Origin of the sequence: Nocardioides ferulae (assembly GCF_003660455.1) — a bacterium.
GTDB classification, from domain to species: Bacteria; Actinomycetota; Actinomycetes; order Propionibacteriales; family Nocardioidaceae; genus Nocardioides; species Nocardioides ferulae.
The window spans coordinates 75,979-102,451 of the sequence record NZ_QZVR01000022.1 but is presented as its reverse complement, the minus strand read 5'-3'; the positions used below and the strand labels follow the sequence as shown (position 1 = coordinate 102,451).

23 protein-coding genes are annotated in these 26,473 nt (G+C 72.8%); 12 read left to right on the top strand and 11 right to left on the bottom strand.

Annotated elements, in window-relative coordinates:
* Positions 1–55: 55 nt before the first annotated feature.
* The gene (locus D6B71_RS19400) at positions 56–1,753 is read right to left on the bottom strand and encodes an FAD-dependent oxidoreductase (RefSeq protein WP_240641576.1); all 1,698 of its coding nucleotides are present in this window, start codon (positions 1,751–1,753) and stop codon (positions 56–58) included.
* A gap of 53 nt (positions 1,754–1,806) precedes the next feature.
* Here D6B71_RS19400 and D6B71_RS19395 point away from each other — a divergent pair, with 53 nt between their 5' ends.
* The 6 genes from D6B71_RS19395 to D6B71_RS19370 all read left to right on the top strand — a co-directional run bounded on the left by D6B71_RS19395 (position 1,807) and on the right by D6B71_RS19370 (position 7,852).
* Complete coding sequence (locus tag D6B71_RS19395) at positions 1,807–2,394, top strand: TetR/AcrR family transcriptional regulator (protein ID WP_121258166.1); 588 nt, start codon at positions 1,807–1,809, stop codon at positions 2,392–2,394.
* Positions 2,391–3,215: an SDR family NAD(P)-dependent oxidoreductase gene (locus tag D6B71_RS19390; RefSeq protein ID WP_121258164.1), complete on the top strand. Its 825-nt coding sequence runs from the start codon at positions 2,391–2,393 to the stop codon at positions 3,213–3,215. Before D6B71_RS19395 ends, D6B71_RS19390 begins: the two co-directional genes overlap by 4 nt.
* Before the next feature lie 110 nt (positions 3,216–3,325).
* On the top strand, positions 3,326–4,588 hold the full coding sequence (sqr, locus tag D6B71_RS19385) for a type III sulfide quinone reductase, selenoprotein subtype (RefSeq protein WP_121258162.1): 1,263 nt from the start codon (positions 3,326–3,328) through the stop codon (positions 4,586–4,588).
* 2 nt (positions 4,589–4,590) lie between these two features.
* Positions 4,591–4,905: a TusE/DsrC/DsvC family sulfur relay protein gene (locus D6B71_RS19380; RefSeq protein WP_121258160.1), complete on the top strand. Its 315-nt coding sequence runs from the start codon at positions 4,591–4,593 to the stop codon at positions 4,903–4,905.
* 17 nt (positions 4,906–4,922) lie between these two features.
* On the top strand, positions 4,923–5,453 hold the full coding sequence (locus D6B71_RS19375) for a DsrE/DsrF/DrsH-like family protein (protein ID WP_121258158.1): 531 nt from the start codon (positions 4,923–4,925) through the stop codon (positions 5,451–5,453).
* Positions 5,454–5,668: 215 nt separating this feature from the next.
* Complete coding sequence (locus D6B71_RS19370) at positions 5,669–7,852, top strand: SpoIIE family protein phosphatase (RefSeq protein ID WP_164519746.1); 2,184 nt, start codon at positions 5,669–5,671, stop codon at positions 7,850–7,852.
* Positions 7,853–7,873: 21 nt separating this feature from the next.
* On the opposite strand, the gene D6B71_RS19365 is transcribed toward D6B71_RS19370, so the two are convergent.
* The 3 genes from D6B71_RS19365 to D6B71_RS19355 form a co-directional block, all read right to left on the bottom strand.
* Positions 7,874–8,590, bottom strand: a complete 717-nt coding sequence (locus D6B71_RS19365) for a helical backbone metal receptor (RefSeq protein ID WP_121258155.1) — start codon at positions 8,588–8,590, stop codon at positions 7,874–7,876.
* A gap of 175 nt (positions 8,591–8,765) precedes the next feature.
* On the bottom strand, positions 8,766–11,993 hold the full coding sequence (gene icmF, locus D6B71_RS19360) for a fused isobutyryl-CoA mutase/GTPase IcmF (protein WP_121258153.1): 3,228 nt from the start codon (positions 11,991–11,993) through the stop codon (positions 8,766–8,768).
* An 86-nt stretch (positions 11,994–12,079) separates the two neighbouring features.
* Positions 12,080–12,637: a MarR family winged helix-turn-helix transcriptional regulator gene (locus D6B71_RS19355; RefSeq protein WP_121258151.1), complete on the bottom strand. Its 558-nt coding sequence runs from the start codon at positions 12,635–12,637 to the stop codon at positions 12,080–12,082.
* Positions 12,638–12,772: 135 nt separating this feature from the next.
* Here D6B71_RS19355 and D6B71_RS19350 point away from each other — a divergent pair, with 135 nt between their 5' ends.
* Complete coding sequence (locus D6B71_RS19350; RefSeq protein WP_121258149.1) at positions 12,773–14,545, top strand: long-chain-fatty-acid--CoA ligase; 1,773 nt, start codon at positions 12,773–12,775, stop codon at positions 14,543–14,545.
* Positions 14,546–14,578: 33 nt separating this feature from the next.
* Positions 14,579–15,337 (top strand): PIG-L deacetylase family protein, encoded by a 759-nt coding sequence (locus tag D6B71_RS19345; protein ID WP_121258147.1) that lies wholly within the window; start codon positions 14,579–14,581, stop codon positions 15,335–15,337.
* Between the two features lie 79 nt (positions 15,338–15,416).
* Here D6B71_RS19345 and D6B71_RS19340 read toward each other — a convergent pair whose 3' ends face one another.
* The gene (locus D6B71_RS19340; RefSeq protein ID WP_206051854.1) at positions 15,417–16,502 is read right to left on the bottom strand and encodes a patatin-like phospholipase family protein; all 1,086 of its coding nucleotides are present in this window, start codon (positions 16,500–16,502) and stop codon (positions 15,417–15,419) included.
* Between the two features lie 79 nt (positions 16,503–16,581).
* Here D6B71_RS19340 and D6B71_RS19335 point away from each other — a divergent pair, with 79 nt between their 5' ends.
* Positions 16,582–18,123: an LLM class flavin-dependent oxidoreductase gene (locus D6B71_RS19335; RefSeq protein ID WP_121258143.1), complete on the top strand. Its 1,542-nt coding sequence runs from the start codon at positions 16,582–16,584 to the stop codon at positions 18,121–18,123.
* A gap of 27 nt (positions 18,124–18,150) precedes the next feature.
* Here D6B71_RS19335 and D6B71_RS19330 read toward each other — a convergent pair whose 3' ends face one another.
* Both D6B71_RS19330 and D6B71_RS19325 read right to left on the bottom strand, forming a co-directional pair.
* Positions 18,151–19,692: an MXAN_6640 family putative metalloprotease gene (locus D6B71_RS19330; RefSeq protein ID WP_121258141.1), complete on the bottom strand. Its 1,542-nt coding sequence runs from the start codon at positions 19,690–19,692 to the stop codon at positions 18,151–18,153.
* Positions 19,693–19,752: 60 nt separating this feature from the next.
* Positions 19,753–20,151 carry an FAD synthase family protein gene (locus D6B71_RS19325; protein WP_121258139.1) on the bottom strand — a complete coding sequence of 133 codons (399 nt, stop codon included), beginning with the start codon at positions 20,149–20,151 and terminating at the stop codon, positions 19,753–19,755.
* 72 nt (positions 20,152–20,223) lie between these two features.
* Between D6B71_RS19325 and D6B71_RS19320 the strand changes: the two genes are divergently transcribed.
* Positions 20,224–21,531, top strand: a complete 1,308-nt coding sequence (locus D6B71_RS19320) for a DUF445 domain-containing protein (RefSeq protein WP_240641573.1) — start codon at positions 20,224–20,226, stop codon at positions 21,529–21,531.
* Positions 21,532–21,562: 31 nt separating this feature from the next.
* On the opposite strand, the gene D6B71_RS19315 is transcribed toward D6B71_RS19320, so the two are convergent.
* Positions 21,563–22,699 (bottom strand): hypothetical protein, encoded by a 1,137-nt coding sequence (locus D6B71_RS19315; RefSeq protein ID WP_121258137.1) that lies wholly within the window; start codon positions 22,697–22,699, stop codon positions 21,563–21,565.
* A 62-nt stretch (positions 22,700–22,761) separates the two neighbouring features.
* Between D6B71_RS19315 and D6B71_RS19310 the strand changes: the two genes are divergently transcribed.
* Entirely contained in the window at positions 22,762–23,016 is a 255-nt protein-coding gene (locus D6B71_RS19310; RefSeq protein WP_121258135.1) for an RNA-binding S4 domain-containing protein, read from the top strand.
* Between the two features lie 25 nt (positions 23,017–23,041).
* Here the strand turns inward: D6B71_RS19310 and D6B71_RS19305 are convergent, their stop codons facing one another.
* Positions 23,042–23,410, bottom strand: a complete 369-nt coding sequence (locus D6B71_RS19305) for an FKBP-type peptidyl-prolyl cis-trans isomerase (RefSeq protein ID WP_121258133.1) — start codon at positions 23,408–23,410, stop codon at positions 23,042–23,044.
* Between the two features lie 59 nt (positions 23,411–23,469).
* Between D6B71_RS19305 and D6B71_RS19300 the strand changes: the two genes are divergently transcribed.
* Positions 23,470–24,915 (top strand): protein adenylyltransferase SelO, encoded by a 1,446-nt coding sequence (locus D6B71_RS19300; RefSeq protein WP_121258131.1) that lies wholly within the window; start codon positions 23,470–23,472, stop codon positions 24,913–24,915.
* Positions 24,916–24,941: 26 nt separating this feature from the next.
* Here the strand turns inward: D6B71_RS19300 and D6B71_RS19295 are convergent, their stop codons facing one another.
* Positions 24,942–25,376: a CBS domain-containing protein gene (locus D6B71_RS19295; RefSeq protein ID WP_121258129.1), complete on the bottom strand. Its 435-nt coding sequence runs from the start codon at positions 25,374–25,376 to the stop codon at positions 24,942–24,944.
* Between the two features lie 131 nt (positions 25,377–25,507).
* Complete coding sequence (locus tag D6B71_RS19290; protein WP_121258176.1) at positions 25,508–26,440, bottom strand: inositol monophosphatase family protein; 933 nt, start codon at positions 26,438–26,440, stop codon at positions 25,508–25,510.
* Positions 26,441–26,473: the final 33 nt, after the last annotated feature.

Sequence of the window (26,473 nt, the reverse complement as noted above, 5' to 3'; positions counted from 1 at the left end):
CGCCCGCCGCCCACCCCGTCAACGCCGCCCAGATGGCGCCTTGTTCAGCGGTCTCCTAGCCGCGAGCCATGTGCCGGGCGCCGCGCAGCCCGAAGACCGCGGCGGGGCCGATCGTCGACCCGGGCCCGGGGTAGGTGCGGCCCATCACCGAGGCCGAGCAGTTGCCCGCGGAGTAGAGCCCCTCGATGACCGACCCGTCCTCGCGCAGCGCCCGGGCGTCGGCGTCGGTGACCACGCCGCCCTTGGTGCCCAGGTCGCCGATCACCAGCCGGTAGGCCATGAACGGGCCCTTCTCCAGCGCCCCCAGGTTCGGGTTCGGGTGCACGGTGGGGTCGCTGTAGTAGCGGTCGTACGCCGAGTTGCCGCGGCCGAAGTCGCCGTCGACGCCGGCGCGGGCGAAGCCGTTGAAGCGGTCGACCGTGTCCTGCAGCCGGGTCGGGTCGACGTCGATGCGACGGGCCAGCTCGGCCAGGCTGTCGGCCTTGACCATGATGCCGGCCTCGGCCATCGCCTTGTTGACGCGCGGGTCGAGCGCGAACATCCGCAGGTAGCGGCGGGCGTGCCGGGCGTCGGCCACCATCCAGTACGGGCCCTCCTTGTCATGGTCGAGCATGTGGTGGCCCAGGTCGACGTAGGACTCCGACTCGTTGGCGAACCGGTCGCCGTGGCGGTCGACGATGATCGAGTAGGGGTAGGAGCGCTCGCCGACCAGGAACGACGGGGCGCCGCCGGGCGGGGCGGCCAGGGAGGCACCCCACCACGCGTCGTCCATCAGCTCGAGGGCGGCGCCGGCGCCGGTGGCCAGCTCGATGGCGCCACCGAGATTGCCTGGTGCGCCCGAGGGGGCGCCGTCGATGCCGTGGTGCTCGCGGCGCCAGGCGACGTTGTGGTCGAAGCCACCGGCGGCGAGCATCACTCCGCGGCGGGCCCGGACCCGCACCGGCCGTCCGTGCCGGGTGGTGCGCACGCCGACCACCCGGTCGCCGTCGACGAGCAGCTCCTCCAGCGGGGCCTCCAGCCAGAGCTGCGCGCCCTGCTGCTGCACGGTGACGTCGAGGAACGCGGCGGCCCAGGCGGCGCCGATGCCGGCGAGCTTCTTGCCCCGGGCCACGCCGCCGAGCGTGCGGAAGACCAGCTGCGCTCCGCGGGCGAAGCCGCTCGGGGTGGACCAGGCTCGACCCAGCAGCCACACGTCGTCGGTCTTGGCCGGGATCGCCGCCGGTGCCTGGCAGGTCTCCCACCACGACCCGATCCGCTTGACGTCGAACGGCTTCACCTCGAGGGCGCGGCCGATCTTGCCGCCGGGGAGCTCGGGGTAGTAGTCGGCGTAGTCGGGGGCCCGCACCAGCTCCACGCCGTACTTCTCCGCGGTGAGCACGAAGTCGGCGACGCCGTCGACGAACGCCTCCTTGCGCTCTCGTGAGGTGGCCCGGCCTTCGTCACCGACGGTGGCCTCGAGGTAGGCCAGAGCCTCCTCGCGGGAGTCGCCGACGTGCTCGCGGGCCATCAGCGGGTTGTTCGGCAGCCACATGCCGCCGCCGGACATCGCCGTGTTGCCGCCCCAGGAGGCCGTGCTCTCCAGGATCAGCACACTCAGCCCGTCTTCGGCGGCGCCCATCGCGGTGGCCATCCCGGCGGCGCCGGAGCCGACGACGACGACGTCGTAGGCCTTGTCGAAGGGCTGGCCGGTCGCCTGCCCGGACGTCGCGCCGAGCGTCTCGTCGGTGGCTTGAGTGGTCTGGTCCTGGGTCACGGCGGTCTCCTTCGCTGATCCGGACAGCACTGTCCGGTAGGTACAGTGCCAGCATGCCCGTGACCACTCGCGAGGGCAACCGTGGCCCGGCCGCGGCCGCCGACAACCACCGTGCGATCCTCGCCTCCGCCCGCCGGCTGTTCGCCGAGCGCGGCTACCACGTGCCCCTCAACGCGATCGCCCGCGACGCCGGCGTGGGCCAGGGGGTGCTCTACCGGCACTTCCCGAGCCGCTTCGACCTCGCCTTCGCGGTGTTCGAGGAGAACTTCGCCGAGCTCGAGGCCCTCGCGGACGACCCAGCCCCCGACGCGTTCGCCCGCGTCTGGTCGCGGCTGCTCGACCTCACCGTCCGAGAGGCCGCCTTCGTCGAGATGGTCGTCGAGGCCCGCCGCAGCCGGCCCGAGTACGACGGGGGCGAGCGGTTGCGCGCCCTCATCGAGCCGCCGCTGCTCCGCGCCCAGGACGCGGGCCTGGTCGACCCCCTGCTCGGCGTCGACGACGTGCTGCTCGCGCAGCGGATGGCCTACGGGATCGTGGTCACCGAGCTCGATCCCGCGAGTGCTCGACAGGTCGTCGAGCGCGCCCTGGGCCACCTGGCGCGACCCGTCGTGATCGGACCCAACCGAGGAGACGCACCATGAAGATCGACGGATCAGTCTGGGTCGTGACCGGAGCCGGCAACGGGATGGGCCGCGAGCTCACGCTGCAGCTGCTGCGGCGCGGTGCTCGCGTGGCCGCGGTCGACCTCGGGGGCGACGCCCTGGCGGAGACCGCCGCGCTGGCCGGAGCGGGGGAGCGGCTCTCGACGCACGTCCTCGACATCACCGACCGGGACGGCGTCGACGCGCTGCCGCGGGCGGTCCTCACCGCGCACGGCGCCGTCGACGGCCTGCTCAACAACGCGGGCATCATCCAGCCGTTCGTGCCGGTCGCCGAGCTCGACGACGCCGCGATCCGGCGCGTCATGGACGTCAACTTCAGCGGCACCCTCCAGCTGACCCGCGCCTTCCTCCCGCTGCTGCTGGAGCGTCCCGAGGCGCACATCGCGAACGTCTCCAGCATGGGCGGGTTCTTCCCGTTCCCCGGGCAGACGATCTACGGCGCCAGCAAGGCCGCGGTCAAGCTGCTCACCGAGGGCCTCTACGCCGAGCTGCTCGACACCCACGTGCGGGTCTCGGTGATCATGCCCGGGGCGGTCAACACCGCGATCACCGCCCACTCGGGTGTCGCCGGGCCGGCCGGCATGGGGGATGCCGAGGGGTCGAAGGTGCCGATGACCTCGGCCGACAAGGCCGCCCGGATCATGCTCGACGGCATCGAGAAGAACCGGCTGCACATCTATGTGGGCCTCGACGCGCTGCTGATGAGCGTGGCGATCAAGGTGGCCCCGCGCCGCGCCGTCTCGCTGGTCAAGAAGGCGATGGACAAGCGGCAGCAGACCTCGCCGACGCCGACCGGCTGACGGTGTCGCCGGCAGTGACCTAGGTCATCCTCCGCTGGGGACCAAGGATCCTGTTCGATCCCCCCGGGGGGTCCTAGTTTCGAGGAACACCCATCCGTCGGGAGTCCCTCATGAAGAACCTGGTCATCCTCGGTGGCGGCACGGCCGGCACCATGATCGCGAACAAGCTGCGCGCCAAGCTGGGGCGGCACGACTGGGCGATCACCGTCGTCGACCGCGACGACGCCCACCACTACCAGCCCGGCTACCTGTTCATCCCGTTCGGGACCTACACCCGCGACCAGGTCGTCCGGTCCCGGCACGCGTTCCTGCCCGACGGCGTCGAGCTGGTGCTCGCGGAGGTCGACCGGGTGGACCCCGACGCCCACCAGGTGCATCTGGAGGACGGCCGGACGCTGGCCTACGACCAGCTGGTCATCGCCAGCGGCACCACGCCGCGGCCCGACCAGACCCCGGGCGTGATGGAGGAGGAGTGGCACCGCAGCATCTTCGAGTTCTACACACTCGAGGGTGCCGAGGCGCTGCGCGACGCGCTCGACGGTTTCGACCGGGGCCGGCTGGTCGTCCACATCACCGAGATGCCGATCAAGTGCCCGGTGGCGCCGCTGGAGTTCACCTTCCTGGCCGACGCGTGGCTGCGCGCCCGCGGGCTGCGGGACCGGGTGGAGATCGTCTACGTCACCCCGCTCGACGGCGCCTTCACCAAGCCGGTCGCGGCCGAGCACCTCGGCGGCATGCTCGAGGAGCGCAAGGTCCACGTCGAGACCGACTTCATGGTCGAGAGCGTCGACCCCGAGCGCAAGGTGCTGGTCTCCTACGACGAGCGCGAGGTGCCGTTCGACCTGCTCGTCACCGTGCCGCTGAACATGGGCGCCGACTTCGTCGCCCGGTCCGGGCTCGGCGACGAGCTCAACTTCGTGCCGGTCGACAAGCACACGCTGTTGTCGAAGAAGTACGACGACATCTTCGCGGTCGGCGACGCCAGCGACATCCCGACGTCCAAGGCCGGGTCGGTCGCGCACTTCGCCACCGAGGTGTTCGTGGGCAACTTCCTCGAGCACATCGCCGGCCGCCCGATGACCGGCTCCTTCGACGGACACGCCAACTGCTTCGTGGAGTCCGGTGACGACAAGGCACTGCTCATCGACTTCAACTACGACACCGAGCCGCTGCCGGGCAAGTACCCGCTGCCGGGGGTCGGGCCCATGGACCTGCTCAAGGAGACCCGGGCCAACCACGCCGGCAAGCTCGCGTTCCGGTGGATCTACTGGAACGTGCTGCTGCCCGGCCGCCCGATGCCGCTGCCCGCGCACATGAGCATGGTCGGGAAGCGACCCCCGGCCGCCGCCACCACCCACACCCAGGAGGACTGACCATGCCCACCACCACCATCGGCGGACACGAGGTGCACGTCGACGACGAGGGCTTCATGACCGTGTACGACGAGTGGAGCGAGGAGCTGGGCAAGGAGCTGGCCGCCCAGATCGGCGTCGACATGACCGACGAGCACTGGGCCGCGATCAGGTTCCTGCGCAGCGACTTCCCCGAGCAGGGCGAGACCGCGACGCTGCGCCGGGTCTCCACCGTCGCCGGCATCCCGACCAAGCAGCTGTTCACGCTGTTCCCCAAGAAGCCGGCCAAGAAGATGGCCTACATCGCCGGCCTGCCCAAGCCCCGCGGCTGCGTGTGAGCGTCGAGGAGACCGCCATGACCACCGACCAGACCCCGATCGTGCCGTCCTTCGACGACGACGAGACCGACCGCAAGCTCGCGATCATCTGCTCCAAGGGCAACCTCGACATGGCCTACCCGGGCCTGATCCTCGCGAACGCAGCGCTCGGGGAGGGCGTGGAGACGCACCTGTTCTTCACGTTCTGGGGCTTCGACATGATCAACAAGTTGACGATGGGCGACCTGAAGTTCTCCTACATCGGCAACACCGCGATGCACCCGCCGGGCAGGTTCGGGGTCTCGATGCCGCAGGGTCTGGCAGGGATGCCCGGCGTGACGGCGGCGACCACGAAGATGATGAAGAAGCAGATCGCCGACCTCGGGGTGCCCGAGGTGCCCGAGTTCCTCCAGCAGATCGCCGACTCCGGTGGCCACCTGTGGGCCTGCCGGATGTCGGCCGACATGATGAAGCTGACCGAGGACGACCTCTTCGACGAGGTCGAGGGCATCATCAGCGCCTCGGACTTCATCGAGATCACCGACGGGGCGCAGCTGCTGTTCATCTGAGCCCGGATCCGGGGTGAGCCCGGTCGACGAGCCCCGGCGCGACGCCAGGCTCCTGGGCCGCGGCACAAGGGGCACGGAAGGCCCGCCGGCAGTTGGCCGAACCCGACCGCCGGCGGGCCCCGGACCTCGTACTCTTGTCCCACCAGCGGAGCGGAGCTCGGGCCGCCGGGTGTCGCGAGTGTGCGCCCCGCCTCGGGCCGGAGCAAGGGGGACAGGTGGCGGCAGGCAGCGGCGGGGGCGCCGTCGGCGCTGCGTCCATCGCCTCGCTCGCGGCCACCATCAACTCCGAGCTCGACCTCGGCGCCGTGCTGCAGGCGGTCACCGACACCGCGACCGCGGTCAGCGGCGCCACGTTCGGGGCCTTCTTCTACAACACCGTCGACGAGGCCGGCGAGGGCTACCGGCTCCACGTGCTCTCCGGCGCGCAGGTCGAGTCGTTCGCGCACATGCCGGCCCCGCGCATCACCGCGTTGTTCGAGCCGACCTTCGCCGGCAGCGGCTCGGTCCGGGTCGACGACCTGCACGCCCATCCCGGGTTCGCCGGCCTCCCGCGGGGGCACCTGCCGCTGCGCTCCTACCTGGCGGTGCCGGTGGTGGCCCGCGACGGCGGGGTGATCGGCTCGCTGCTCTTCGGCCACTCCGAGCCGGGCCGGTTCGGCGAGCAGGCGCAGGAGCTCGTGGAGGCGGTCGCCGCCCACGCGGCGGTCGCGGTGAGCAACGCCCGCGCGTTCGCCGCGCAGGTCGCCGCCACCGAGGAGGCCGAGCGCGCCGCTGCCGAGATGGCGGCGCTGCAGCAGGCCACGGCCCGCCTGGCCCGGGCCGGGTCCCTCGAGGAGGCGCTCGCCGCCGTGCACGAGCTGCTCGCGATGCCCGCGGGCGCCGTGATGCTCGCGCTGCTGCTCCCCGAGGACGGTGAGCTGCGCACCCTCGGCGGCGAGCGGCTGCCGCCGGGCGGCGAGGAGCGCGCGGCCTGGGAGGCGGCGGTGGCGGCGCTGACCGACGAGGTGCTGGCAGTGCCGGTCGGGGTGCCCAGCGGGGCGCCGGTCTGGCTGGTCGACCCCGACGAGCTGGCCCGGCGGCACCCCCGGCTGCTGCGCGCGCTGCCCGACCTCGCGGCGCTCGCGGCGTTCCCGGTCGTCTCCGAGCGCACCCGCGGCGGCCTGGTGCTGGCCTGCCGGCAACCCCTCGGCAGCTGCGCCGTCCGCAGCAGCACGCTGGCGGCGGCGGCCGACCAGCTGGCCTCGACGCTGGAGCGGCTGCGGCTGCAACGCGCCGAGCGACAGGCGCGCGCCGAGCTGCAGCGACGCGCCCGCGCGGCGATGGCGACCTCGGCCACCCTGCAGCGCTCGCTGCTGCCCAGCCTGGTGCCGCAGCTGCCCGGGGTCGCGGTCGCGGTGCGCTACGCACCGGCGGCCACCGGGGCGGAGGTGGGCGGCGACTGGTACGACGTGGTGATCGGGCCCGACGGCCGGGTCAACCTCGTCGTGGGCGACGTCGAGGGCCACAGCATCGCCGCCGCCGCGGTGATGGGCCGCATCTCCATGGGACTGCACGCCTACCTGGCCGAGGGGCACGGCATCGGTGCCGCGCTCGAGCGCACCAACCGGCTGGTCGAGGAGCAGGGCGTGCTGGTCACCTGCTTCCTGGTCAGCCTCGACCCGGCCTCCGGCGAGGTGGCCCTCGCCCGCGCCGGCCACCCGCTCCCGGTCTACTGCCGCGACGGCGTCGTCGCCGAGGCCGACATCGAAGGTGGCCCCCCGCTGGGCGTGCCGGACGCCACCTGGCCGGTCACGGCGGGCCAGGCCAAGGCCGGTGACCGGATCGTCGTCTACACCGACGGCCTGGTCGAGCGACGGGGCGGCTACCCCGACGACCAGAGCGAGGCCCGGGCGGCCCTGGTGCGTCAGGTGGTCGCCGAGCCGGGCCGCGGCGTCGAGTGCCTGGCCGACGAGATCCTCACCCGCGTGGGCCCGGGCTCCGAGGACGACGTCGCGCTGCTGGTCGCCGAGTTCGGCGTCACCGACGCGCCCCTCCAGGTCCGGCTCACCCTCGACACCCCTCGCGAGGTCGCTGCCGCCCGCAGGTTCGCCCGCGCCCACCTCGAACGCTGGGGGCTGCCCGGTCTCGCCGACGACGTCGACCTGGTGGTCAGCGAGCTGGCCACCAACGCGCTCACCCACGGCGGCGGCTCCGCGGCGCTCGAGCTGCGTCCCGACGGCCCCGACGGCGTGCTGGTGGCGGTGGTCGACGAGGAGTCCCGCGACCCGTCCCCGCGCGAGGCGTCGGGCGCCGACGAGAGCGGCCGCGGCCTCACCGTGGTCGGGGCCCTCTCGGTCGAGTGGGGCGTGGTCCCGGTCGGCCTCGGCAAGCGGGTCTGGGCGACGCTGCGGCAGCGGTGAGCCGCCCGGCCGGCGACGAGGTCAGCCGAGCCGGTCGGCGGCCTCCACCAGCGACGGGCCGTACCACGTGAGCAGCCGACCGCTCACCAGCTCGGTCGCGGTCGTGAACGCCTCGGGCCCGTCGGCGTCGGTGAACCGGTAGGGCTCGTCGGGCAGCAGCACCACGTCGGGCCGGGCCCCCTCGATCTCGGCGACCTCGACGCGGGGGTAGCGGTCCTCGTGGGCGGCGAAGACGTTCTCCCAGCCGAGCCGGCGCGCCAGGTCGCCGGTGAAGGTGCGGCTGCCGACGACCATCCACGGGTCGCGCCACACCGGGATCGCCACCCGGGCCCGCACCGGCGGCAGCGGCCCGCACCACCGGTCGCGGACCTGCTCCAGCCACCCCGGCGCCGGCCAGCCGAGCACCTCGCCGAACAGCTCGTCGTACGCCGCGGCGGCCTGGGGGACGGTCTCGATCTCGCTCACCCAGACCCGGACGCCGGCCTCGCGCAGCCGGCGTACGTCGAGCTCGCGGTTCTCCTCCTTGTTGGCCACCACCACGTCGGGCTCGAGCGCGCGGATCGCGGCCAGGTCGGGGTTCTTGGTGCCCCGCACCCGGGTGACGCCGCGGGCGTCGAGGTCCGCCGGGTGGGTGCACCAGTCGGTCGCACCGACCAGCGCCTCGGGTCGGACCGTGGCCAGCGCCTCGGTGATCGAGGGGACCAGGGAGACGACGCGCACGGCGGGGCGGATGTTCATGAACCTCCAGTCGTAGGTTTCGATACACGCGGTCGCTCCCGCTCGCAGGCTGGGTCGGCGTCAGTCATGCATCTTCCATGAGGTTCTGCGAGCCCGACCAGCCCGAGACGTCGGGGCCCCCGCGGGCTTGTCCGCGGGGGAGCGCAGCGGAGGAGCGGGCAAGGTCGTGGGGTGACTAGACGTTCCGCCGGTAGGCCCCGCCGACCTCGAAGAACGCCTCGGTGACCTGGCCCAGCGAGCAGACCCGGGCGGCGTCCATCAGCACCGCGAAGACGTTCTCCCCGGAGGTGGCCGCCTCCTTCAGCCGGGCCAGCGCGGCCTCGGCCTCGGTCGAGTGCTCGGCCTGGAACGCGTGCACCCGGTCGAGCTGGGAGCGCTTCTCCGCCTCGGTCGCGCGGGCCAGCTCGACGTGCTCGGGGGTGCCCTCCCCGTCGCGGTCCGGGCGGCGGAAGGTGTTGACGCCGATGATCGGCAGCGACCCGTCGTGCTTGCGGTGCTCGTAGAGCATCGACTCGTCCTGGATCCGGCCCCGCTGGTAGCCGGTCTCCATCGCGCCGAGCACGCCGCCGCGCTCGTTGATCGCCTCGAACTCGCGCAGCACCGCCTCCTCGACCAGGTCGGTGAGCTCGTCGATGACGAACGACCCCTGCAGCGGGTTCTCGTTCATCGCCAGGCCCCACTCGCGGTTGATGATCAGCTGGATCGCCAGCGCCCGGCGCACCGACTCCTCGCCCGGGGTGGTCACCGCCTCGTCGTAGGCGTTGGTGTGCAGGCTGTTGGCGTTGTCGTAGATCGCGATCAGCGCCTGCAGCGTGGTGCGGATGTCGTTGAAGTCCATCTCCTGCGCGTGCAGTGAGCGGCCCGACGTCTGCACGTGGTACTTCAGCTTCTGCGAGCGCTCGCTCGCGCCGTACCGCTCCTTCATCGCCACCGCCCAGATGCGGCGCGCCACGCGCCCGATCACGGAGTACTCGGGGTCCATGCCGTTGGAGAAGAAGAACGACAGGTTCGGGGCGAAGTCGTCGATGTCCATGCCGCGGGCGAGGTAGGCCTCGACGTAGGTGAACCCGTTGGCGAGGGTGAACGCGAGCTGGCTGATCGGGTTCGCCCCGGCCTCGGCGATGTGGTAGCCCGAGATCGAGACCGAGTAGAAGTTGCGCACGCCCTGGTCGATGAACCACTGCTGGATGTCGGCCATGCAGCGCAGCGAGAACTCGGTGGAGAACAGGCAGGTGTTCTGGCCCTGGTCCTCCTTGAGGATGTCGGCCTGCACCGTGCCGCGCACCGTCTGCACGGCGTACGCCGCCAGCTCGGCGCGCTCGGCGTCGTCCGGGTCGCGGTCGTGCTCGGCGCGGAACTTCTCGACCTGCTGGTCGATGACGGTGTTGAGGAAGAACGCCAGCACGGTCGGCGCCGGTCCGTTGATCGTCATCGAGACGCTGGTGCTCGGCGCCACCAGGTCGAAGCCGTCGTAGAGCGCGGACATGTCGTCGAGCGTCGCGACGCTGACCCCGGAGGTGCCGACCTTGCCGTAGATGTCGGGCCGCTCGTCGGGGTCGCGGCCGTAGAGGGTGACCGAGTCGAACGCGGTCGAGAGGCGGGTGGCCGGCTGCCCCTCGGAGAGCAGCTTGAACCGGCGGTTGGTGCGGAACGGGTCGCCCTCGCCGGCGAACATCCGCGCGGGGTCCTCGTTGTCCCGCTTGAACGCGAACACCCCGCCGGTGAACGGGTAGTGGCCCGGGAGGTTCTCGCGGCGCAGGAAGCGCAGCAGCTCGCCGTGGTCGGCGTAGCGGGGGAGGGCCACCCGCGGCACCTTGTTGCCCGACAGCGACTCGCGGGTGAGCCGGGTGGTGATCTGACGATCGCGCACGGTGACGGTGTGCTCGTCGCCGGAGTAGGCCTCGACGGTGGCCGGCCACGCGGCCAGCGCGTCGCGGGCCTCGGCCGGCAGCGCCGACCGCGCCTCGTCGAGCACCGCGGGCAGGTCGCCGGCGTCGCGCTCGCCCAGCGCGGCGCGCGCCGCCTCGAGCTGCTGCACCCGGCGCACCGCGGCCACGAGGTCCTCGGTGCGGGCGTGGTAGCCACGGACCGTCTCGGCGATCTCGGCGAGGTAGCGGACCCGCTCGCCGGGGATGATCTGGTCGACCTTCGAGGAGTGCCGCACGTCGACGTGGGCGAGGGTGCCCTCGGCGACGGGGAGGCCGCGCTCGGCGAGCAGCCCGCGCAGGTGCTGGTAGAGCGCGGTGACGCCGTCGTCGTTGAAGCGGGCCGCGGAGGTGCCGAAGACCGGCATGTCGGCGGGCTGCTTGCCGAACGCCTCCCGGTTGCGCACCAGCTGGCGGCCGACGTCGCGCAGGGCGTCCTCGGCGCCGCGGCGCTCGAACTTGTTGATCGCCACGACGTCGGCGAAGTCGAGCATGTCGATCTTCTCCAGCTGCGAGGCGGCGCCGTACTCCGGCGTCATGACATACATCGAGAGGTCGACGAACGGCACGATCGCCGCGTCGCCCTGGCCGATGCCGGGGGTCTCGATGACGACCAGGTCGAAGCCGCCGGCCTTCAGCACCGCGATCACGTCGTGGAGGTGCTCGGGCACCTCGTGCGCACCGCGGGTGGCCAGCGAGCGGAAGTAGACGCGGTCCCCGTCGAGCGCGTTCATCCGGATCCGGTCGCCGAGCAGCGCTCCGCCGCCCTTGCGGCGGGTGGGGTCGATGGCGACGACCGCGACCCGCAGCTTGTCCTGCTGGTCGACCCGGAACCGGCGGACCAGCTCGTCGGTGAGCGAGGACTTGCCCGAGCCGCCGGTGCCGGTGATGCCGAGCACCGGCGTGGCGTGCGAGGCCGCAGCGGCGCGCAGCCGCTCGAGGACGTCGTCGCCGAGCCGGCCCTGCTCGACGCCGGTGATCGCGCGGGCCACCGCCCGCCGCTCGCCGCTGAGCACCTCGTCGGCGCCGACGGCGCCGTCTCGCCACAGGTCGACGTCGCAGTCGCGGACCACCGAGTTGACCATGCCGACCAGGCCCATCTGCTGGCCGTCCTCGGGGGAGAAGATCGTCACGCCGGAGCTGCGCAGCCGCTCGATCTCGTCGCGCACGATCACCCCGCCGCCGCCCCCGACGACCTTGACGTGTCCGGCGCCGTTGGCGCGCAGCAGCTCGACGAGGTACTCGAAGTACTCCACGTGCCCGCCTTGGTACGACGAGACCGCGACGCCCTGCACGTCCTCCTCGAGCGCGGCGTCGACGACCTCCTGCACCGAGCGGTTGTGGCCGAGGTGGATCACCTCGCACCCCTGGCTCTGGAAGATCCGCCGCATGATGTTGATCGAGGCGTCGTGGCCGTCGAACAGGCTGGAGGCGGTCACGAGTCGGACCGGGTTCGTGGGCACGTGGAGCTCAGGCATGCACCAATACTAGGACGTCCAACTAACTAGGGGAAGACTCGCGCCCCTCCCAGCAGTCGCGGGAGTGGGGCTTGCTCGCCGAGGCGTCACCGATTCCCGCGCTCTTGCGGCGTGTCGGGGAACGATCGACCGGTCGGCGCGACCGTGTCGCCGGCGCTGGCGCGCAGGATCGTGAGCATCTCGGTGAGGCGGTACACGTCGTCGGGGGAGAGGCCGGGGTCGCGGAAGACCTCGTTGAGACCGTCGGTGGCGGCCTCCACGATGTCTCGGCCGGCGTCGGTGATCGCGGCCCGCACCACCCGCCGGTCGGCGTCGTCGCGCACCCGGTCGACGTACCCCTGCGCCTGCAGCCGGTCGACGGCGCTGGTGACGCTGGTCGGGTGCACCTGCAGCAGCGAGCCGAGCCGCGTCATCGGCAGCGCCCCCGAGCGGGTGAACGACAGCAGTCGCAGCACCTCGTAGCGGGCGAAGGTCAGCCCGAGCGGGCGCAGCACCGCGTCGATCCGCTCCATCAGCAGCTGCTGCGCCCGGACCAGGCTGGTCACCATCGCCATCCCGTCGGCGGCGTCGGCCCAGCCGTGCCGGACCCACTGCGAGTGCGCCTCGCGGATCGGGTCCGGCGTGGGGTCCGGTGTTCGGGTCATCGGCAGGGCACCTCGGGAGCGGCGACGGCGAGCCGGGCCATCCTAGGATCCCCAGGAGCCGCGGGGAGGGGCGACGGGCGGGCGGTAGGTTGAGCGGTGCCGGAGACACCCCCGTCCCCGGCGGGGAGGAGAGCAGTGGCAGCGCAGGAGCCCGTCTGGGTCGCGTCCTACGGACCCGGGGTCCCGGCCCACCTCGACTACGGCAGCACCACGCTGCTGGACCAGCTCGACCGCACCCTCGCCGCGCACGGCGACCGTCCGGCCCTGGACTTCATCGGACGCAGCACCACCTACGCCCGGCTCGGCGACCGCGTGCAGCGCGTCGCCGAGGGGCTCCGGATGCTCGGGGTCGGTCCCGGTGACCGCGTCGCGCTGCTGATGCCGAGCTGCCCGCAGAACGTGATCGCGTTCTACGCCGTGCTGCGGCTCGGGGCGATCGCGGTCCAGCACAACCCGCTCTACACCGCCGCCGAGCTGCGCCACCCGTTCGTCGACCACGGCGCCAAGGTCGCGATCGTGTGGGACAAGGCGGTGCCGGTCGTCGACCAGCTGCGCGCCGACACCGCCCTCGACCACGTCGTCTCCGTCGACCTCACCGACGAGCTGCCGCTCGCCAAGCGGGTCGCCCTGCGACTGCCGATCGCCAAGGCCAGGGCCGCGCGCGCCGAGCTGACCGCCCCGGCGCCCAGCACGATCCCCTTCCGCGACCTGGCCGGTTCGCCGCCGCTCGACAGCGCCCACCCGGCACCCACCGCCGAGGACGTCGCGCTGCTGCTCTACACCTCCGGAACCACCGGGGTGCCCAAGGGCGTCCCGCTCACCCATCGCAACCTGGTCGCGAACGTCGTCCAGGGCCGCGCCTGGGTGCCCGGGCTGCAGGAGGGCCGCGAGTCGTTCCTGCTCGCCCTGCCGCTGTTCCACGCCTACGGGCTCACCATCGGCGTGCTGTTCGGCATCAGCCTCGGCGCCCGGCTCGTGCTGCTGCCACGCCCTGAGATCGGTCTGCTCATGGACGCGATCAAGCGCGACGTGCCGTCGTTCGTTCCCGCCGTTCCTCCGCTCTACGAGCGGATCGTCGCCGAGGCAGAGCGCCGCCAGGTGTCCCTGCAGGGCATCCGCTACGCCCTCTCCGGGGCGATGTCGCTGCCCGCCGACCTGGTCGCCCGGTGGGAGGCCGCCACCGGCGGGCTGCTCGTCGAGGGCTACGGGCTCACCGAGACCTCCCCGGTCGTCGTCGGCAACCCGATGAGCCCCGGCCGCCGGCCCGGCTGCATCGGGGTGCCGTTCCCCGACGTCGAGATCCGCATCGCCGACCCCGACCATCTCGAGCGCGACGTGCCGCGCGGTGAGCGGGGCGAGCTGCTCGTGCGCGGACCGCAGGTCTTCGCCGGCTACCGCGGCCTCCCCGACGAGACCGCCAAGGCCTTCCACGACGGCTGGTTCCGCACCGGCGACATCGTGACCATGGACGACGACGGGTTCCTCACCGTCGTCGACCGGCTCAAGGAGGTCATCATCACCGGCGGCTTCAACGTCTATCCCAGCGAGGTCGAGGCGGTGCTGCGCCGCCACGACTCCGTCGCCGACGTCGCGGTGGTGGGCATGCCCGCGGCCGGGGGCAGTGAGCAGGTCGTCGCCGCGGTCCAGCCCCACGAGGGCCGCCACATCGACCTCGAGGATCTGGAGCGCCACTCCCGCGAGGTGCTGACCGGCTACAAGGTGCCGCGCCGGTTCGTACACGTGCCCGAGCTGCCCACCAACCTGATGGGCAAGGTGCTGCGTCGCGAGGTCGCGAAGGTCGTCCAGCGGCTGCACCCCGAGCACCCCGACGACCGACCGGAGAACGCCGACGGTCGACCGGAGGACGCCGAGGGCCGCCACGAGCCTGGTCCCCGGCAACAGGGCTGACCCGGGACACCCGCTCGTGGCAGGCTGGGTGAGATGACCGCCGACACGCCCGCACCGCTGCCACCGCTCACCGAGGACTGGGACCGCGCCCTGTGCGTCGTGGCCCACCCCGACGACCTCGAGTTCGGCGCGGCCGCCGCCGTCGCCCGCTGGACCGGACAGGGCAAGCGCGTAGCCTACTGCATGGTCACCAGTGGCGAGGCCGGCATCGACGGCCTGCACCCCGACGAGTGCCGCCGGGTGCGGGAGGCCGAGCAGGTCGAGTCCGCGCGGATCGTCGGCGTCGACACCGTGGAGTTCCTCGGCTTCCGCGACGGCGTGGTCGAGTACGGCCTGCCGCTGCGCAGCGCCATCGCGGAGGCTGTGCGCCGCCATCGCCCCGACATCGTGGTCACCGGCAACTTCCGGGAGACCTGGGGCGGGCGCAACCTCAACCAGGCCGACCACATCGCCGTCGGCCGCGCGGTGGTCGACGCGGTCCGCGACGCGGGGAACCGCTGGGTCTTCCCCGACCAGCTCGCCCCCGACGGGCTGCAACCCTGGGACGGTGTCCGCGAGGTCTGGGCGGCCGGCTCGCCGCAGGCCACCCACGCGGTCGACACCACCGCCACCTTCGACGCCGGCGTCGCCTCCCTCGAGGCCCACCGCGCCTACCTCGACGGCCTGGGCTGGGAGAACTTCGACCCCCGCGAGTTCCTCGAGGGCTTCGCCCGGCAGGCCGCTCAGCGACTCGAAGGCGGCGCCGCCCTCGCCGCCACCTTCGAGGTCTTCCCGATGGGCTGGGGCGACTAGCGCCGAGTCTCGCCCGTCCGGCGAGCCGTCGATCGTTCCCCGACACGCCGCAGAACGGCGGGAATCAGTGACGGGTCGGCTACCCCTGCTGGGCGGCCTCGTGCTGGTCCAGGGCCGCCTCGGCCAGCTCGCGGCCCAGGGCGATCATCTCGGTGGCCTTGTGGAAGTCCAGGGTGCGGCAGGCGGTCTTCGGGACCGTGACCAGCAGGTCCGGCGGGTAGCCCGCGAGGCGATAGCGCGTGACCACGCTCTGCAGCGTGTCGAGCGAGAGCTCCATGACGTCGAGCATCCTCAGCCCCGACGGCAGCGCCCCGAGCGCGTCCGCACCGGGCAGGGCGCCCGCGACCGTGCCTTCGACCAGCTCGCCGACGACGTCCTCGATCAGCTCCGCCTCCGCGGTGCCCTTCGCGGTGCCCTCTGCGACCGCCTCGGCCGAAGCACCGCGTACGCCGGCCAGGCGGGTCGCCACCCGGCGTACCAGATCGCGCTCCATCACCTGGGCGGCGCTGCGCCGGAACCGGTCGAGCCACTCCTCCACCGGCCGCGGCTCGGCCGACTCCTGCACCAGCACCCGCTCCGACGGACCGGCCGGCTCGCCGCCCAGGGACACCGCCACGGTCAGGTCCGCGTGGGCGGAGGCCGTGGGCGCCAGCGGGATCGGGTTCATCAGGCCCCCGTCGGCGAGCAGCCGCCCGTTGACCATCACCGGCGTGATGAACGACGGCAGCGCGATCGAGGCGCGGATCGCCACGTCGGCCGGCCCGCGCTGGAACCACACCTCGCGGCGGGCCAGCAGGTCGGTGGCGACCGCGGTGAACGGGATCGGCAGGTCCTCGATGCGGCGTCCCTCGAGCAGCTCGCCCACCCGGGCCAGGATCTTCTCCGCCCGGATCGCCCCCGGCGCCTTCAACGACGGGTCGAGCAGCCGCAGCACGTCGCGCTGGGTCAGGCCCACTGCCCACTCGGTGTACGCCGGCAGCACACCCGCCGCGTGCAGCCCACCGACCAGCGCCCCCATCGAGGTGCCGGCGATGGTGACCACGTCGTAGCCACGTTCTTCCAGCACCTGCACCACGCCGATGTGGGCATAGCCACGGGCCCCGCCGCTGCCCAGCGCCAGCGCCACCCGGGGTCGCCCGCCGGCGTCTCCGCTGCGCTCTGCCACCCGGCCAGGCTAGTGGCTGGCGGTCACCGCGGTCACCGCGGTCACCGCGGCCATCGCGACGCCCGGCAGGATGGACGACATGACCGACTACGGCCACGACCTCCAGTTCGGCACCTTCCTCACCCCGGACGCCGCGGCGCCCGACCGGGTGCTCGAGCTGGCCTCGCTCACCGAGGTCGCCGGGCTCGAGCTGGTCACAGTGCAGGACCACCCCTACCAGGCCCGGTTCCTCGACGTGTTCGCGCTGCTGGCCACCGTGCTCGCACGCACCTCGAGCCTGCGGGTGGCCCCCAACGTGGCCAGCCTTCCGTTGCGGCCGCCGTTCGTGCTCGCCAAGACCGTGGCCAGCCTCGACCTGCTCAGCCGCGGCCGGGTCGAGCTGGGGCTGGGCGCGGGCGCCTTCTGGGACGCGATCGCCGCCGCGGGCGGCGACCGGCGCAGCCCCGGCGAGGCCGTGGCCGCCCTGGAGGAGGCGATCGCGGTCGTCCGCGGCGCGTGGGACACCACGCAGCGCTCGGTGCGGGTGGCCGGCGAGCACTACCAGGTGCAGGGCGTGCACCCCGGGCCCGCGCCCGCGCACCCCGTCGAGATCTGGCTCGGGGCCATCGGGCCGCGGATGCTCGCGCTCACCGGGCGGCTGGCCGACGGCTGGCTGCCGAGCATGGCCTACGTGCCGCCGCAGACGTTGGCCGAGCGCAACGGCCGCATCGACGAGGCGGCGCTCGCCGCCGGACGCGAGCCTGCCGCGATCCGCCGGCTCTACAACGTCAACCCGGCCGCCGGCGCGGGCGAACCCGGGCTGGTCGGTTCGGCCGCCGACTGGGCCGAGCAGCTCGCCGGGCTCACCCTCGAGCACGGCATCAGCACGTTCCTGCTGGCCACCGACGACCCGGACGAGGTACGCCGCTTCGGCGCCGAGGTGGCGCCCGCGGTGCGGCAGCTCGTGGACGCCGCACGGGCCGGGTCGCCGGCGATGGTGCCGGAGCCGGCCGCCGCCGCACCGTCCCCGGAGCGGGTGGCGGTGTCGCGGGCGGTGCGGCCCACCCCCGACGACGGCCGGCGCCGCGCCGACCGTGCGCCCTGGGACGAGCGCACCCGCCCGGCGTACCGCTTCGAGGGTCCGGAGCCGGCCTGGACCGACCATGAGCGGGCCACCGCGCAGCACCTGGTCGACGTCCACGACCACCTGCGTGCCGAGCTCGAGCAGCTGCACGCGCTCATCGGGCAGGTCGAGGCCGGCAGTGTCGACGCCGGGCGGGCTCGGTCGCTGATCAACGAGATGACGATGCGGCAGAACAACTGGACGCTGGGGGCCTACTGCGAGTCCTACTGCCGGGTGGTCACCACGCACCACACCATCGAGGACACCAGCATGTTCCCGCACCTGCGGTCGCGCGAGCCCGGCCTCGCCCCGGTGGTGGACCGGCTGGAGGAGGAGCACCTCGTGATCGCCCGGGTGCTGGACGAGGTCGACCGGGCGCTGGTCGCGGTCGTGTCGGGGCCCGACGGGCTGCCCGAGCTGCGGCGCGCGGTCGACCTGCTCGACGACACGATGCGCTCCCACCTGGCCTGGGAGGAGAGTGTGCTGCTCGCGCCGCTGGCGCGGCACGGCTTCCACTGACCTCCCAGACCGGCGAATCGACTCGGCTCAGCGCCGCTTGGCCTTGACGATGTTCAGCCTCAACTTGAAGGGCTTCTTCTGGTCGAGGGGCTTGCCGGCGCACGCGAAGGTCGTGCCCCGCTTGCACCGGTAGCGGGTGCTGGCGTTGACCAGGGTGACCGTCACGTGCTTCGTCCGCCCGCTGCGGACCGCGACCGCCGCCGCCCCGTCCCCCTTGCGGTTGAGCTTCACCAGGGTGTGGCGTGCCTTGCCCTTGCGCGGCTTGACCGTGACGTACGCCGCGGGGCTGCCGCCGCGGGCCGGCCCGTTGAGGCGGACCCGCAGCTTCCACCGCTTGCCCTTGAGACCCTTGCCGGTCTTGACCTTGACGCTGCTCGAGGAGAGGTGGTTGAGCTTCACCTGGTAGGCGGCCTTGCGAGAGGTCTTGCCGAGCTTCCACTTCTTCGCCACCGGCGCCGCCGGCCAGGCCTTGCCTTCGGAGTAGTAGCGCGCCGGCGCGGTGTTGGCTGCCGAGTAGGCGGCGAGGGTGCGCACGAAACGCTTGCCGAGGAGGCCGCGGAGCGCCTTCACCGAGTAGGGGTTGCCGCGTCGGGTGGGCTGGACGCGCTGCCACATCTTCTTCACGATGCCGACGCCGCGGCGCTGGCTGAGGTACTCCCAGAACACCCAGTTGCCGTACTGGTTGCCTGTCGTCTGGTCGAACGCGTCCAGCGAGCTCCTGGGCTTGCCGAGCTGGCCGGCGGGGAAGTACTGGCGGTTGTCGTTGACCCTGTCGGCGAAGCGCTCTTCCATCCAGGTGGCCGTGGACTCCAGCAGCCAGCGGTCCTCGGCGTAGTCGTAGCCGAACTGGACGGCGTGGAAGAACTCGTGGGAGGCGGTGGCCTTGAGGCTCTTCATGGGCGGCGCGCCGTACTGCGACTCGGCGAAGTCGTTGTCGAGGACGCAGTAGCCCGAAGCGCCGCCGCGGCCGGCGCGGCGCTCGGCTGCGCAGAAGCCGTAGGCTCCGGCGCTGTAGAGATCCTTGAGGTAGACGTCGAGCTTGCCGCGCCCGGGGCCGCGCTTGCCGTCGCTCGGGGGCTTGCGGTAGCCCAGTTTGCCGACCGCGTGGCGCCAGACCCGGTTCATCACCTTCAGCGACTTCTTGACCCACTTCTTGCTGGGTGGTGCGTCCGTGGTGCTCTTCACCCAGTGGATGCAGATCTTCTTCGCGCACTTGTTCACCGCGCGGGTGGTGTAGCCGAAGCCGTACGGGTCGCTGGCTCCCTGGGTGGGCCGGGCGAGCAGCGCCTCGGCCTGCTCGCGGTCGCGGCCGGTCAGCGACGGCAGCGCGCGAGCGAGGTCGCGCATCGCGAGAGTGAGGTCGACCCGGGGCAGCCGGCCGTCGACCCGGGCACCGGGACCGTTCGGCTCGACCAGGTCGATGACCTCGGCCAGCGCGGCGCGGGCCTCGTCGGCGGTGAGCTCACCGGGAGTGCCGAGGGCATCGGACGTCGGGTCGGTGAGGGTGGTGACGGACGCCGGGGCGGCACCGGTGGCGGCGGTCGCGGGCAGGCCGGGCAGTCCTGCCACCGAGACTCCGAGGATCAGCAGGATGGCAGCGGTTGTTCGTCGCAAGAGGTCTCCCGAGGGTCAGGGGGTGGCCGCGATCTTCTCGATCAGCGCGGTGGTGGAGATGGCCGGCGTGCGAGCCAGGTAGACGACCTCGCAGATGTCGCGGAACTCGTCGAAACGGCCGGCCCAATCGTCGCCCATCACCAAGACGTCGGCGGCGTACTTGGTGATGTAGTCACGTTTCAGCTCGAGGCTCTCCTCCACGAAGACCTCGTCGACCGGCTTCAGGGCGGCGACGATCTCGAGCCGCTCCGCCTGGCTGAACACCGGCTCGCGGCCCTTCTTGCGGAGGTTGAGCGCGTCGGCGGAGACCCCGACGACCAGGCGGTCACCCAACGACGCGGCACGCTCGATGACCCTCAGATGTCCCACGTGGAAGACATCGAAGGTGCCGAATGTGATCACCGTGCGCGACATGGCGGGCATTCTGGCACGGCCGCACGCCTGCTCCCTCCCCAGCGTGCGCGGTCGTGAGCGACAATCGCCGCGATGAGTGCCATGCCGACCGACCAGACCCGCCGCTCCTCCGACGCGGCAGCGCCGGGGCCGCTGATCAGCCTGGACCCCGGCCAGGACGCGGTCCGCCGGCGCGCCCTGCGCCGGATGCGCACGGTCGCGGTCGGCCTGCTGCTGCTGGCGGCGGTGGTCTACCTGTTGACGCTCGGCGCCGACGGCTTCTGGGGCTACGTCAACGCGGGCGCGGAAGCCTCGATGGTCGGCGCGATCGCCGACTGGTTCGCGGTGACCGCCCTGTTCCGCCACCCGCTCGGGCTGCCGGTGCCGCACACCGCGCTGATCCCCAAGCGCAAGGACGAGCTGGGTCGGGGCCTGCAGGAGTTCGTGGGTGAGAACTTCCTGCACGAGGAGATCGTCCGGGACCGCGTCGCCGCCGCCACGGTCTCGCTGCGCGTGGGCCACTGGCTGCGCGAGCCCGCCCACGCGCAACGGGTCGTCGACGAGGCGTCGGAGGTGACGGTGGTCGCGCTGCGCCGGGTGCGCGAGGAGCACGTCGAGAGCCTGATCGCCGACGCGCTGGTCCCTCGCTTCCGCGAGGAGCCGATCGCCCCGCTGCTCGGCGGACTGCTCACCGAGGTGCTCGAGGACGACCTGCACCACGGCCTGGTCGACCTGGCGCTGATGGAGCTGCACGGCTGGCTGAGCGCGAACCCCGACACGGTCACCGAGATCCTGGGGGAGCGGGCACCGTGGTGGGCGCCGACGCGGCTCAACGAGGCCGTCACCTCCCGCATCCACGTGGAGCTGGTGCGCTGGGTCGCCGACATCCGCGAGGACCCGCGCCACCACGCCCGGGAGGCGCTGGACTCGATGCTGGCCAAGCTGGCCCACGACCTGCTGGAGGACCCCGAGACCCGGGAGCGCACCGAGCGTCTCAAGGAACGGCTGCTCGACCACCCGCAGGTGCTCGCGTCGAGCGTCTCGCTGTGGAACGCGCTGCGCCGGGTGCTCACGGCGTCGCTGCAGGACCCCGACGGCGCGGTCCGGGCGCGGCTGCTCGCCGAGCTGCGCTCGTTCGCCGAGCGCCTGGTCGCCGACGACCGCCTGCGCGCCCGGATCGACGGGATCCTCGCCGACGCCGTGGTCTTCGGCGTCGAGCGCTACGGCGCCGAGGTCACCGCGGTGATCACCCACACGATCGAGCGGTGGGACGGCAAGGAGGCGGCCCGGCGCATCGAGCTGCACGTCGGCCGCGACCTGCAGTTCATCCGGATCAACGGCACGATCGTCGGTGGCCTGGTCGGCGTGCTGATCCACGCCGTCAGCGGGCTCGTGCACTGAGCCGCGCTGGGCGACTCGGCCCCGGAGCCGGTCAGTCATGCGGCACCGGGCTCACCCGGACGCTGCCGGACACCGGGACCCGCACACGCCGGGGGGCGGCGGTGCGGTTCGGTGGGACCGCCGTGCCGGCGTAGGTCGCCTCGAAGCCGAGCTCGTAGCGGCGGCGCTCCGGGACCGAGAACACCAGTCGCCATCGCTCGTGCTCGGCCGTGCTCGACTCCACTCGGGACCGGTGGCTCGGCGGCCGGCCGTCGAGCGTGGCGGACCACGACACCGATCGGGTGCGGTAGTCGGTGTGCCCACCGTCACCGAGGTGGTACAGGTGTTGCAAGCTCATCCGGGCCTCGACGACCAGCCAGGTCCGTCCGGGGGGCGCCCAGCCGCGACCGCTCAGGTACGGCAGTGACCAGACCTTGTCGGCACTGCAGAGGAAGAGCGAGTCCAGGCCCCGGCCTTCCAGGATGTCAGGGACCGGGCAGCTGGCGTAGGTGTCGCCGTGCGGCTGCGCGGAGTACTGCTCGACCAGGTCGTAGAGGGGTGCGGCGCGGCCCGGCTCGGGCGGACTACTGGTGCCGGCGCTCTGCGCGGGCACCGGGAGCGACTGGGTCACCCCGTCGTAGGTGACCAGGAGGGTCAGGGCTGCGTCGTCGGGGACCACCACGTAGGCGGCACCGTCGTCGCCGGTCATGCCGAGACTCTGGGGGGGCAGCTCGACCTCGCCCAGTCCCTCGACCTCGAGAGCGAGTCCGGCCGGGACGCGCGGCACCTCCCACGGGATCGCGCTCGCCTCGACACCGGACATGGCCTCCTCGATGTCGTACGGGAGGGGATTGGACCTGGCATCCCAGGCGACTCCGACGAACCGGTGCCCTTCCGGGGCCCGCAGGGTCTCGACGCCAGGGTGCCTGGTCTTCGGCAGGAGCGGGAACGGCTGTGAGACGGCGAGCTCGACGATGCCGTCGGGGACGACGACCTCGAAGGGGAAGTCGTCGGTCGGCGACATTCCGGGTGTCTGCTCGATGACCTCGCCGGGGCGGGGCGACGCCAGCTCATCTCCGTCCAGGGCCTGGCAGCCGCCGGTCAGCCCGGCGGTGGCGAGCAGGCCGACGATCAGGCTGGCAGCAGGACCGGACCGCGCACGCAGGGGAAGAGGGGTGCGGCGGGTCACGGACGGCAGGCTTCCCCACTCCCGTGAGTCCCAACCCTCGAAGCTGCGGGAGAATGCGACGCGTGAGCGATCCCTACGACGTCCCGATCCGCGACGAGTCGATCCGGCTCGGCCAGTTCCTGAAGCTGGCGAACCTGGTGGAGACCGGCGCCGACGCCAAGCCCGTCCTGGCCGCCGGCGCGGTGAGCGTCAACGGCGAGGTCGAGACCAGGCGCGGCCGCCAGCTCGTGACCGGTGACGTCGTCGCGCTCGGCGCGGTCGCGGCCCGGGTCAGCGACCAGCCCGCCGAGGGCGCCGACGACGGTCTTCCCTGGTGACTCGTCGAAGTTGCCGAGGCGCAGGTCAGCTGACGCCGAGCAGGTCGACGACGAAGATCAGCGTCTCGCCGGGCTTGATCACACCGCCGGCGCCGCGGTCGCCGTAGCCCAGGTGCGGCGGGATGACGAGCTGGCGGCGGCCGCCGACCTTCATGCCCTGCACGCCCTGGTCCCACCCGGAGATGACCTGGCCGATGCCGAGCCGGAACTGCAGGGGCTGGCCGCGGTCGTAGGAGGCGTCGAACTGCTCGCCGGTGGAGTGGGCGACGCCGACGTAGTGCACGGAGACCGTGGACCCGGCGGTGGCCTCGGCGCCCTCGCCCACGGTGACGTCGGTGACCACGAGGTCGGCGGGCGGGTCGAAGTCGGGGAAGTCGATCTCAGGCTTGTCCATGGCGACCACCCTAGGGCGTGCCTCCCACTCGCTAGGACTCCGCCCGTAGCCTCGACGGAGTGAGCGTGGCCCCCTCCTCCAGCCTCCGGCTCGGCGACCGGTTCGCCCGCGAGCTGCCCGAGCTGGCCGTGCCGTGGCGTGGCGAGGACGCCCCCGATCCGCGACTGCTGGTCCTCAACGAGCAGCTCGCCGGCGACCTCGGGCTGGACGCCGCGGCGCTGCGCGACGACCTCGGGCTGCTGCTCGGCACCACGGTGCCGAGCGAGGCCAGGCCGGTCGCGCAGGCCTACGCCGGTCACCAGTTCGGCGGCTACTCGCCCCGGCTGGGCGACGGCCGGGCGCTGCTGCTCGGCGAGCTGAGCGACGCCGACGGTGCGCTGCGCGACCTGCACCTCAAGGGGTCGGGCCGCACCCCGTTCGCCCGCGGCGGCGACGGCCGGGCGGCGGTCGGGCCGATGCTGCGCGAGTACGTCGTCAGCGAGGCCATGCACGCGCTCGGCGTCCCCTCGACCCGGGCGCTGGCGGTGGTGGCGACCGGCCGGGCCGTGCAGCGCGAGACCGTGCTGCCGGGAGCGGTGCTCGCCCGGGTGGCCAGCAGCCACCTTCGGGTGGGCAGCTTCCAGTACGCCCGGGCCAGCGGCGACGTCGACCTGCTGCGCCGGCTCGCCGACCACGCCATCGCCCGCCACCACCCGGCCGCCGCGGCGGCACAGCACCCCCACCTGGCGCTGTACGACGCGGTGGTCGCCGCGCAGGCCGGGCTGGTGGCGCAGTGGATGCTGATCGGCTTCGTGCACGGCGTGATGAACACCGACAACATGACGATCTCCGGCGAGACCATCGACTACGGGCCCTGCGCGTTCCTCGACGCCTACGACCCGGCGGTCGTGTTCAGCTCGATCGACGAGGGCGGCCGCTACGCCTACCGCAACCAGCCGGCGGCCGCCCAGTGGAACCTCGCACGGCTGGCCGAGGCGATGCTGCCGCTGCTGCACGACGACGAGGAGCGGGCGATCGCCGACGCCGTCGAGGTGCTGGAGACCTTCACCGGCCGCTACCAGGAGGCGTGGGCGGGCGGCGTGTGGGCCAAGCTCGGCCTCGACGGCCCGGTCGACCGTGGGCTGGTCGCCGAGCTGCTCGCGCTGCTCGAGTCCGGTCACGCCGACTGGACCTCGTTCTTCCGCGGACTCGCCGCGGCTGCCCGCGGCGACGCCGAGCCGGTCCGCGGCCGAGTGCTCGACCTGCCGGCGTTCGACGACTGGCTGGCCCGGTGGCGTGAGCGCGACCCCGACCCACGGGCGATGGACCGCGTCAACCCCGTCTACGTGCCGCGCAACCACCTGGTGGAGGAGGCGCTGGCCGCGGCGACCGCCGGCGACCTGGAACCTCTCCACGAGCTGCTCGAGGCGGTGCTGCGGCCGTTCGAGGCGCGGCCCGGGCTCGAGCGGTACGCCGACCCGGCACCCGACGACTTCGGGCGCTACCGCACGTTCTGCGGCACCTGAGCTGAGGCTGAGCCCGGGCTGACCCGTCAGCTCTGGTTCACGTAGTGGTCGAGCTGGTCGCGCTCGAACTGCAGCTGGCCGATCTTGTGCTTGACCACGTCGCCGATGCTGACCACGCCCACGAGGCGGCCGTCCTGGCACACCGGCAGGTGTCGGATGCGGTGGTCGGTCATCGTCTGCATGACGTCGTCGAGCTGGTCGTCGGGGGCGCACGTCTCGACGGTCTCGGTCATGATCGCGCCGACGGTGTTGTTGATGACGGTGCCGTCGGAGTGCAGGTGCCGCACGACGTCGCGCTCGCTGACGATGCCCGCGACGGTGGCGCCGCCGTCGAAGCTGACGATGCAGGCACCGATGTTGTGCTCGCCGAGGGTGGCGAGCAGGTCACGCACCCCCGCCTCCGGAGCGATGGTGACGACCTCCTGGCTGGCCTTGGCCTTGAGCACGTCGCTGATCCGCATGGCGCCACCTCCGCTGTTCGACTCGGGTCTCGGTGCATCCGTCGATGCTGCGAACGGTACGACGGATCCCCGCACCTGACCAGGGTCGACGCCGGTCCGTCCGACCGGTGGGCGACGGTGCACGGGGCGGGTCAGTGCCCCGGAGGAGGCCCGGGCCGGTCGTCGGCGACCGGGCGGGTGCGGTGCTGGCGCAGGTCGGAGACGGACCCCGGGCCGGTGGCCGGCCAGTCGGCGTCGGTGTCGTCGTCGGCGAGCGCCCCGAGGAACGCCAGCGCCGCCTCGTGGAGGTGTCCGTTCGAGGCGAGCGCGTTGCCGCCGAACGGGCCGGGGGTGCCGTCCATCGACGTGAACCGCCCACCGGCCTCGCGCACGATCACGTCGAGCGCGGCCATGTCGTGCACGGCCAGCTCGGGCTCGGCGGCCAGGTCGACGGCCCCCTCGGCGAGCAGCATGTAGGACCAGAAGTCGCCGTAGGCGCGGGTCCGCCAGCAGCGGCGCATCAGCGACAGGAAGTCGTCGAGCCGGCCGCGCTCGTCCCAGCCCGACAGCGACGAGTAGGAGAGCGAGGCGTCCTCCAGGCGGCGTACGTCGGAGACCCGGCAGGCGGTGGCCTTGAGCAGGGAGCGGCCGGTCCAGGCGCCGCTGCCCTTGGCCGCCCACCAGCGACGCTGCAGCTGCGGGGCGGACACGACGCCCACCACCACCTCGTCGTCGACGACGAGAGAGATCAGCGTCGCCCACACCGGCACGCCGCGCACGAAGTTCTTCGTGCCGTCGATCGGGTCGATGATCCAGCGGCGCTGGCTGTGGCCGGTGGTGCCGTGCTCCTCGCCGGTGACCGCGTCCCGGGAGCGGGCCCGCGACAGCGTGCGCCGGATCGCCTCCTCCACGGCCTGGTCGGCGTCGGTCACCGGCGTCAGGTCGGGCTTGGTCATCACGTGCAGGTCCAGGGACTTGAAGCGGGCGCTGCTCAGCGAGTCGGCGTCGTCGGCGAGGACGTGCGCGAGGCGCAGGTCATCGGTGAAGTCAGGGGAGCCCGGGGAGCCCGGGGAACGGGTGGACACGGCCACAGGCTACTTTCAGGAATCTGGTTTAGC